The 6,661-nt window shown below is 63.7% G+C and carries 7 protein-coding genes; 3 read left to right on the top strand and 4 right to left on the bottom strand.

Translation table 11 applies throughout. From position 1 onward, the window contains the following. The first annotated feature begins 34 nt into the window (after positions 1-34). Positions 35-943: a LysR family transcriptional regulator gene (locus NKI99_RS16180; RefSeq protein ID WP_352611419.1), complete on the top strand. Its 909-nt coding sequence runs from the start codon at positions 35-37 to the stop codon at positions 941-943. Here the strand turns inward: NKI99_RS16180 and NKI99_RS16185 are convergent. The 3 genes from NKI99_RS16185 to NKI99_RS16195 form a co-directional block, all read right to left on the bottom strand. After that, positions 907-2,082, bottom strand: coding sequence for an MFS transporter (locus NKI99_RS16185; protein WP_352611420.1), 1,176 nt, complete (start codon positions 2,080-2,082; stop codon positions 907-909). The two genes, NKI99_RS16180 and NKI99_RS16185, sit on opposite strands and share 37 nt — an antisense overlap. 122 nt (positions 2,083-2,204) lie before the next feature. After that, entirely contained in the window at positions 2,205-2,513 is a 309-nt protein-coding gene (locus NKI99_RS16190; protein WP_027037142.1) for a DUF1244 domain-containing protein, read from the bottom strand. A gap of 11 nt (positions 2,514-2,524) precedes the next feature. Beyond that, entirely contained in the window at positions 2,525-3,322 is a 798-nt protein-coding gene (locus tag NKI99_RS16195) for an N-formylglutamate amidohydrolase (protein ID WP_352611421.1), read from the bottom strand. A gap of 245 nt (positions 3,323-3,567) precedes the next feature. Between NKI99_RS16195 and NKI99_RS16200 the strand changes: the two genes are divergently transcribed. Both NKI99_RS16200 and pyk read left to right on the top strand, forming a co-directional pair. Further along, complete coding sequence (locus NKI99_RS16200) at positions 3,568-4,056, top strand: DUF1036 domain-containing protein (RefSeq protein ID WP_127260459.1); 489 nt, start codon at positions 3,568-3,570, stop codon at positions 4,054-4,056. Then, positions 4,053-5,489, top strand: a complete 1,437-nt coding sequence (gene pyk, locus NKI99_RS16205) for a pyruvate kinase (protein ID WP_023810921.1) — start codon at positions 4,053-4,055, stop codon at positions 5,487-5,489. The genes NKI99_RS16200 and pyk overlap by 4 nt, the downstream gene beginning before the upstream one ends. 44 nt (positions 5,490-5,533) lie before the next feature. Here the strand turns inward: pyk and NKI99_RS16210 are convergent, their stop codons facing one another. Beyond that, positions 5,534-6,598, bottom strand: a complete 1,065-nt coding sequence (locus tag NKI99_RS16210) for an alpha/beta fold hydrolase (RefSeq protein ID WP_352611422.1) — start codon at positions 6,596-6,598, stop codon at positions 5,534-5,536. Between the last annotated feature and the right edge of the window lie 63 nt (positions 6,599-6,661).

Raw genomic sequence — 6,661 nt, forward strand, 5'->3', positions numbered from 1 at the left:
TGACTACAGATGGCGTTCCGATATTCATAAATGAATGGCTGAAATCGACTGGAACCTGATCAAGAGCTTTGTCGCCGTGGCGGAATCCGGCAGCCTGTCGGCCGCCGCGCGAAAGCTTTCGGCCAGCCAGCCGACGCTTGGCCGTCACATCGGCGAGTTGGAACGGGCACTCGGCGTCACACTGTTCCGTCGAGGACGGCACGGCTACGAACTGACGGAGGCCGGCAGCACGCTGTTCGAACGCGGCAAGGCGGTCAGTGAGCAGGCAAGCGCCTTCTCATTGCTGGCGCTGGGTTCGGTAGAGGCCATCGAAGGCACGGTGCGCATCGCCGCCAGCGAGGTGGTGGCGGCCTATGTCCTGCCTGAAATGACGATGCGGCTGGGGATCGAGGAGCCCGGCATCGAGGTCGAGATCGTCGCCTCCAACCAGGTCGAGAACCTGCTGCGTCGAGATGCCGACATCGCCATCCGCATGGTCAAGCCGGCGCAGAACGAGCTGATGGCACGCAAGGTCTGCGATATCGAGCTCTGCGCCTGCGCCGCCAAATCCTATCTCGACAGGCGCGGCCCTCCGCTGAAGCCCGCCGACCTTGTCGACCACGACCTGGTCGGCTTCGACCGCGGCGACGAGATCATCAGGGGCTTTACCCAGCATGGTATCCCCGTCACCCGGAGCAGCTTCCGCTTCAGGGCCGACAACCAGATCGTTTTGTGGGAAGCGGTGCGGGCGGGAAACGGCATCGGCCTCGGTCAGGAGCCGCTGGCCGACAGGGATCCTTTGATAGAGAAGGTGCTGCCTGACCTGCCGCTGCCAGTTCTGCCGGTGTGGCTGGCGATGCATCGCGATGTGCGTACCAGCGTGCGCATCCGCCGGGTGGTGGATTTTCTGCATGAGGAGCTGAAACGCTATTCGGCGGGTGCTGGCGCGAATTCGGCGCGGTGAGCGAGCCCGGCCATCAGCAACACGATGATCAGCAGTCCCGACATGGTGATGAAGATCGGGCCGAAGCTGGAATGCTCGGCAACGAAGCCGATCGCCGACGGCGCCACCAGTATGCCGCAGTATCCGATAGTGGTGACCACGCTCATGCCGGTGCCGGAAGACATGCCTTCCTGGTTGCCGCCAGCCGAAAAGATGATCGGCACCATATTGGCGATGCCGAAGCCGCAAAAGGCAAAGGCTGCAATGGCGAGCCAGGGCGAGGGCGCCAGGCCTGCCACCAGCATGCCGACCGCGGCTACGAGGGCCGACACGCGCAGCGTCGTCACCGCGCCGAAGCGATTGCGTATGCCGTCGCCGAAGAACCGCGTAACCGCCATGACGCCCGAAAATCCGGCGTAGGCGAGGCCGGCAACGGCGAGATCGGCGCCGAGCTCCTGGCGCAGATACAGGGCTGCCCAGTCGAGCACCGCGCCTTCGGAGATCATTGCCAGCAGCGCCATCAGTCCGATCAGATAAACCAGCGGGTTTGCCGGCAGTGCGAATTTGTGGTGCTCGGCTGCCTGCGGGCTGTCTTCGGTGAGGAGATGGCGAACGGCCACCGCGATCACCGCGAAGGCAAACACCGTTACCGCCGCCGCGTGAGCGAGGTGGCCGTAGTGCTGGATGGCAAAGCCGCCGAGGCCGCCGCCGGCGAAACCGCCGAGACTCCAGAAGCCGTGCGAGGACGACATGACGGCGCGGGAGAGCCGCCGTTCGACCACCACGGCATTGGCATTCATGGCAACGTCCATGCCACCGATCGAGCCGCCGAAGATGATCATGGCCGCGGCCGCCAGCGGTACGTTGGGCGCCAGCGCCACGACCATCAGACCGAGGCTGCCGCACAGGGCGAACCAGCGCAGTACGGTGCGCGAGCCATGTCTGGAGATCAAATGGCCGCACCAGGTCATCGCGACGACGGCACCGACGCCGAATAAGAGTATCAGCAGGCCGAGCGTGAACTTCGAGATCTCCAGCCGAGTCAGGAACACCGGAATCTGCGGCGCCCAGCTGCCCGTCAGGAAGCCGTTGGCGAGGAAAATGGCCGCGAGCGCCCATCGTCCGCGAATTGCAGTCAGCTTGGCAGTTGACGCGTTCATGAGGCGAATCCCGCTGAAATGGCTTCGCGCGGCAAATTAGATCGATTCAATTTTCAGTCAAGGCTCTTTCTGGGAGCATTTTGAGCCAAACATAGCCGTAAGCGATCACTGGGGCGACGGCGTCAATGGTCTTGGGGGCGCCTTGCCTCGAATTCGGCCTTCTTGGCGTCGGAGGCCTCGGTTTGGTTGAGCGCCTGCCATTCCCCATAAGGCATGCCGTAGACGATCTCGCGCGACTGATCCTTGGTGAGATCGACGCCCTCGGCATTGGCTGCCTCCCGATACCAGTTCGACAGACAGTTGCGGCAGAAGCCGGCGAGATTCATCAGGTCGATGTTCTGCACATCGTTGCGCTCGCGCAGATGCTCGACCAGCCGGCGGAAGGCGGCCGCTTCGAAATCGCGTTGCTGCTCGTCGCTGAGTTCGGTCATCGAAACCTCCGTCATAGCGGCCCGGTGCGCGAGCCGAACATCTTCACCACATGTATATCGGGACGGCGGTCGATCGCGTCAACGATCGGCGCCAGCCGTTCGGCCCAGGCGAGCGCGCCCTTCTGGTCCGATATCAGATCTTGTCGGATCTCGATCAGCGCATGGGCGAAGCCGTTGACGATGGCATGCTTGTACATGGTGTCGCCGCGCAGCGCACCGTCATAGGGTTCGTTGTCGCCGACGACGAGGTTCTTGTCCTGCGCCAGCATGTCTATCAACGGCCGCGCCACGCGGTCGTCGAGGTCCCACAGGATCCCGACGTGCCAAGGACGCTGGATTCCTTGCATGGCGGGGGTGAAGGAATGCACCGAAAAGATGAAGGGCACCTGGGCGGAAGCCTGTGCGACCGAGGCGATCATGGCGCCGACGGCGTCGTGATAGGGCCGGTAGAACCCGTCGAGCCGCCTCTCGCGCTCATCGGCAGCGATGGGGTAATTCCCAGGTACGACAGTGCCGTCATAAAGCTGGCGAATGAGCGTCGGGTCGTCTTCGCCGCGATTGGGATCGATCAGCAGCCGCGAAAAATTGGCAAGCACCGCCGGCACGCCGAGCAGGGCAGCCAGTTCGCGCGTCACCGCCTCGACGCCGATGTCATAGGCGATGTGCCGGTCGAACTCGGCCGAGGGCAGGCCGAGGCTGCCGTAGTCGTCGGGCAGGTCGCGACGGGCATGATCGCCCAACAGCACGATGCCTCGCTTGCGGTCGCCCTCGATGATTTCGAAAGGCGCGAAAACTGTGGATCGGGTCATTGGCGGGAAATGGTCTGTTCGCGGGCTTCCGGGGAGGGTGCTATCGTCATTCCACGAAGACGACGCTTGCGCAATGCCGTTGTTTGGCCAAGGTTTCCCGGGAAATCTGGCACACGTCGGCGAATTGTGCGCCGGAGCCTTTCTAAATCGATTGGAATTGGACAAAACGGTGCGTTGACATGCGCCCGGACTTTTCCGAAAAGGGGCGCAGAGAGATGCTGATGTGGTTTTTGAGGGGTTTTCGGATGAGTTCCGCCGGCGGGCAGCGCATGCGCTCTGCCTTTGCCATGCCGCTCCTCACTCTTGCCATCGGCCTGTCGGCCATGGTCGTGGCTTCGCCGGCGCGCGCCGATTTCCGCGTCTGCAACGCCACGCAGAACCTGGTCGGTGTCGGCATCGGCTATCGCGCCAAGGCCGGCTGGATCACCGAAGGCTGGTGGCACATCGAGGGATCGAGTTGCAAGACGCTGATCGAAGGGCCGCTGTCATCAAGGTTTTACTATCTTTATGCAGAAGACGCCGAACGCGGTGGACGCTGGGATGGCCCGATCAACATGTGCGTGGCTGAAAAAGAGTTCAAGATCGCAGGCGTGACCGACTGCGTCGCCCGGGGCTTTCAGCGCGCCGGATTCCAGGAATATGACACGGGCGAACAGGCAAGCTGGATGGTCCAGCTGACCGATGAGTCCACAACGGGAGGCGCTCCAGCCGCCCCGGGAACAAACAGTCAATGAGACGTAGCCGCAAGGTCAAGATCCTAGCCACCATCGGTCCGGCCTCCTCGTCGGAGGAGATGCTGAAGAAACTGTTCGAAGCGGGCGCCGATGTGTTCCGCATCAATATGAGCCATACCGACCATGAACTGATGCGCACGCTGGTCGGACGCATCCGCGCTGTCGAGGAAGCGGTTGGCCGGCCGATCGGCATCCTGGCCGATCTGCAAGGGCCAAAGTTGCGCGTCGGCAAGTTCGCCAACGGCAAGGAAGTGCTGACGCAAGGCCAGACCTTCACCCTCGACGACAATCCAGAGCCTGGCACCTCGACCAGGGTCTATCTGCCGCATCCGGAAATTCTGAGCTCGGTCGAAGCCGGCCATCGCCTGCTGATCGACGATGGCAAGCTCGAGCTGAAGGCGGTGAAGAGCGACGGCAAGTCGATCGTCTGCACCGTCGTCGCCGGCACCACCATTTCCGACAAGAAGGGCGTCAGCCTGCCCGACACCGACCTCCCGGTCGGCGCGCTGACCGAGAAGGATCGCAAGGACCTCGATGCCGTGCTGGCCACGGGCGTCGACTGGGTGGCGCTGTCCTTCGTGCAGCGGCCGGAGGATCTGGCCGAAGCGCGCAAGATCGCACGCGGCCGGGCGCTGATCATGGCCAAGATCGAAAAGCCGCAGGCCGTCGCCCGGCTGGCCGAGATCATCGAATTGTCCGACGCGCTGATGGTCGCCCGCGGCGATCTCGGCGTCGAGATGCCGCTCGAGGCGGTGCCCGGCATCCAGAAGCAGATCACGCGCGCCGCACGCCGCGCCGGCAAGCCGGTGGTGGTTGCAACGCAGATGCTGGAATCGATGATCACGGCACCGGTGCCGACCCGCGCCGAGGTGTCCGATGTTTCGATCGCCGTCTTCGAAGGCGCCGATGCCATCATGCTGTCGGCGGAATCGGCGGCGGGTGCCTATCCCGTCGAGGCCGTGGCAATGATGAACCGTATCGCCACCAAGGTCGAAACCGATCCGACCTATGCCGGCATCATCAACGCCCAGCGCTCCGAGCCGGAGGCGACTGGCGCCGATGCCATTTCGCTGGCCGCGCGCGAGATCGCCGAAACGCTGAAGCTGGCGGCGATCATCACCTACACCGCATCAGGCACCACCGGCCTGCGCGCCGCCCGCGAGCGGCCGCAAGTGCCTGTTATCGCGCTGTCGCCGATCCTCAACACGGCGCGGCGGCTGTCGCTTTTGTGGGGCACGCATTGCGTCGTCTCACCCGACGCCGTCGACCTCGACGACATGGTCAATCGCGCCTGCCGCATCGCCTTCGACGAAGGCTTCGGCAAGCCGGGCGATCGCGTCATCATCACCGCGGGCGTACCGTTGCGGACACCGGGTTCGACCAACATGCTGCGCATCGCCTATATCGGATCGGACACACAAGTCAGCCGCTAGATTCCTAAAGCGTGTCGCCTCTGAACGGATTCAGGCGATCCGCTTTAGGTCGGCGCGAGTTCGGCCTGCGGTACCTTGATATCGGCGCATCTGCCGGCGCCGTAGGCGTCGCCGGCGATGCGCGCCTCCACTGCCGTTGCCATCGCCTGCAGGTCTATACTCTTCCCGGCGACCTTCTCGATGGCGCCGACGGTCAGGTCGGGCGCGATCCAGTCTGGCTTGTGACCGAGATTGTGCACCCAGACGAGTTCGGCACCGGCAATGTCGCGCGCCAGGCCGACCGAATGGATATGTGCATAGACCACCTTGTCGCGATCGCCTGAAATGACCACGGTTGGCGCCTTGATCTCGTTGTAGCGCGGTGCGGCGCCGAGGGCATAGCGATAGAGCCCGGCGACATCGGTGGCGTTGGCACGAAAGGCTGTTGGTCGCAGCACCAGCGGGATAGAGGCCATTCTGAGATAATTGTCGGGCACCTTGTTGGGCGAGAAAACGCAGGTGGTGGCGTCGGCCATCTGCAGTGTACCGGCCGGATAGGTCAGCGTCTCGGAAAACAGCCAGCCGAGCACCGGCATGGTAGTCAGATCGTAGTACCAGGCGGTTGCGCCGCCCGGCCATGGGTGGGTCGCCGGTGCGAGGAAGACCAGCCCGAGCGTTTTGTCGGGATGCTCCCGGCCAAAGGCCGATGTCACCACGCCGCCGAATGAATGGCCGACGATGATAGCCTTCTTGATGCCGAGATGGTCCATCAGCGCGGCAATGGCGTTGGCCTGCGCCGACAGGTTCTCGTTGTTGGTGCCGCGGCCCGACCAGCCATGGCCTGGCCGGTCGAAGAACAGCATTTCGGCGCGGCCTTCGAGCAAGGGACGCAGCGGCAGCATCTGGTCCCTGAGATTGGCGCTGGCGCCGTGGATGAAGACGATCGGCGGCAGCTCGGCATTGGCGGGTGCCGGAACATGGACATAGTGGATGCGGGCGCCGTCGATGTCGGCGAACTCGCCGATCGGCGGATTGCGGCGCTCGATCAGCCATGAGCCCACGCGGGTGACGCCGACAAAGCCGAACACAAGCGCCATCAGGAAGGCAAGGGCGGCGTAGATCAGGTTCATGGGGGAGATACGGAGGTGGAGGGGGATAAGTTGTAGGGGAGTAGGGGAGTAGGGGAGTAGGGG

Source organism: Mesorhizobium sp. M0239 (assembly GCF_040321815.1).
Lineage (GTDB): Bacteria > Pseudomonadota > Alphaproteobacteria > Rhizobiales > Rhizobiaceae > Mesorhizobium.

What these genes read in the sequence shown, in the direction of transcription:
- NKI99_RS16190 (WP_027037142.1), bottom strand. Translation starts at nt 2,513, where the DNA reads ATGACCGAACTCAGCGACGAGCAGCAACGCGATTTCGAAGCGGCCGCC.
- NKI99_RS16195 (WP_352611421.1), bottom strand. Translation starts at nt 3,322, where the DNA reads ATGACCCGATCCACAGTTTTCGCGCCTTTCGAAATCATCGAGGGCGAC.
- NKI99_RS16185 (WP_352611420.1), bottom strand. Translation starts at nt 2,082, where the DNA reads ATGAACGCGTCAACTGCCAAGCTGACTGCAATTCGCGGACGATGGGCG.
- pyk (WP_023810921.1), top strand. Translation starts at nt 4,053, where the DNA reads ATGAGACGTAGCCGCAAGGTCAAGATCCTAGCCACCATCGGTCCGGCC.
- NKI99_RS16200 (WP_127260459.1), top strand. Translation starts at nt 3,568, where the DNA reads ATGAGTTCCGCCGGCGGGCAGCGCATGCGCTCTGCCTTTGCCATGCCG.
- NKI99_RS16210 (WP_352611422.1), bottom strand. Translation starts at nt 6,598, where the DNA reads ATGAACCTGATCTACGCCGCCCTTGCCTTCCTGATGGCGCTTGTGTTC.
- NKI99_RS16180 (WP_352611419.1), top strand. Translation starts at nt 35, where the DNA reads ATGGCTGAAATCGACTGGAACCTGATCAAGAGCTTTGTCGCCGTGGCG.